Annotated in this window: 1 protein-coding gene; it reads left to right on the forward strand. The window is 35.4% G+C overall.

Translation table 11 applies throughout. The features are described from left to right. The first annotated feature begins 245 nt into the window (after positions 1-245). Positions 246-1,616, forward strand: coding sequence for a UDP-N-acetylglucosamine 1-carboxyvinyltransferase (gene murA / locus AC3DU7_RS31625; RefSeq protein ID WP_488043189.1), 1,371 nt, complete (start codon positions 246-248; stop codon positions 1,614-1,616). The last annotated feature ends 640 nt before the right edge of the window (positions 1,617-2,256 follow it).

Below are 2,256 nucleotides of genomic sequence, written 5' to 3' on the forward strand. Positions count from 1 at the left end.
ACCGCTTTTTCATCCCCTTGAAAGGGGAGGCTTGAGACCTTATTTTTTGGTCAAAAAATTATCATCTGCTTTGCTTGAATAATTTTGCAATACTATTCAGATTTTTTCAACAAACCCCAATTATTCCGGAGCCATCTAATTTTTTTTTGCAACTTATATTAAGAAATAGGATTTGTCAACCCCTAGACATCTGCCAACTTTCCAGTACAATCAGAAACAAAAATTAAAATTAATAAATTAGGTAATTGAGGGAGGACAGAGCCATCAATCAACCATCAAATTCAAAAGAGAACCCAAAATCATCCCCTATCAACCAATCAATACTGAAAATTTGTGGTCCATCTCATCTCAAAGGAAACATAGATATCAGTGGTGCTAAAAATTCTGCTTTAGCTGCAATGGCAGGAACATTGCTTTGCTCAGGCACTTGTAGGTTAAACCAAGTTCCTTCTCTGGCAGATATTAATAGAATGGGACAAGTTTTATCTGCATTAGGAGCAAAGTTAGAACATAATGGTAATACTTTAGCTGTTAATGCTAGTAATCTAGATACTGCTCAAGCTCCTTATGAATTAGTTAGACAGTTACGTGCTAGCTTTTTTATCATCGGTCCTATTCTGGCCAGACTAGGAGTAGCCCGCGTACCATTGCCAGGTGGATGTGCTATTGGTGCTAGACCTGTAGATCTTCATGTTCGAGGTTTACAAGCTTTAGGAGCAGAAGTTCATATTGAGCATGGTATAGTCAATGCCTATATTAGTGGTAGTAAAAAAAAGTTACAAGGCGCAAAAATATATCTTGACTATCCTAGTGTTGGAGCCACTGAAACATTAATGATGGCAGCTACCCTGGCTGAGGGAGAAACCATCATTGAAAATGCAGCCCAAGAACCGGAGGTAGTAGACCTAGCTAATCTATGTATAGCTATGGGTGCTAATATTATTGGCGCTGGCACAAAGAGCATAGTTATATCTGGAGTCCCCAAGCTACATTCTGTAGATTACACCATTATACCTGACAGAATAGAAGCTGGGACATTTTTAATCGCTGGCGCAATTACTAACTCAGACATAACTATTTCACCAGTTGTTCCTCAACATCTGAGTGCAGTTATTTCTAAACTCCAGTCAGTAGGGGCAAAAATCATACAAGAAGTACCTGGTAGTTTACGCATTCTACCTAGTAAAAACCTTATAGCTACAGATATTGAGACCCAGCCATATCCTGGTTTTCCCACAGATATGCAGGCTCCTTTTATGGCCTTGCTAAGTGTTTGTTCTGGTAGTAGTTCTGTTACAGAGACAGTATTTGAGAATCGTATGCGTCATGTTTCAGAGCTAAATAGGATGGGTGCTAATATTAGGGTGAAAGGAAATCATGCCATTGTAGAAGGTGTGTCCAAGCTTTCAGCTGCTCCAGTAATTGGTACAGATCTCAGGGCTTCTGCTGCTTTGGTACTAGCAGCATTGGCTGCAGAAGGAGAAACTACTTTTCAAGGTCTACAACACTTAGACCGAGGCTACGAAAAATTAGAGGTTAAACTTAAAAAGTTGGGAGCACAGTTGCAAAGAATAGATATAGCTACAGAACATGAAGTATTGCAGACTTCTGTCTAAGTTGATTTAATTTTTTATAAATAAAAAGAAGACTTTTCTACTAATAGTCTGTTTAATTAATTTTCATGGGTTAAGTAAATTATTAAATTATGAAGAATAAGTCATTTTGATAATTTATAACCTGATTAAAATTAATAAAATGGACTATTAGGCTGTTGATTTTTTTGGTAGTGTTAAAAAAGTAAGGATTTATTGTGGTTGTGAATGCAGTACTAGATAGCTCTAATATTATTTTCCAATGTTTTAGAATATGATTGAGTCTTTTTTACTAATTAATATATTTTTGTATGCAAGGCAAGTAATCATTTTAATCTAGGTTTTACTGCACTAGAATAAAGCACAGTATCATTGCTGTAATAAATATCCAATTTCAACTACTTTAGGACTACCAATTTTTTCATTGGTGATGTTTGGCTATGATTGTGCTTTAATGGATATTGCTTAATTATTAACTGAAAAGCATTTTATATGTTGCCAAATTTGAGATATCATCCCTTGATTCACCAACACCCAAGTTTTTATAAATGTAGAAATCTGTAGATTTTTTTGCAATAGTTACTAAACTTCAGCACTCAATATCAATACTTCTGATCGCTTAATTTATTTTATGAAAAAATAGTTCTATTAGACATCTGGTGAT

This window comes from Okeania sp. (assembly GCF_983059655.1).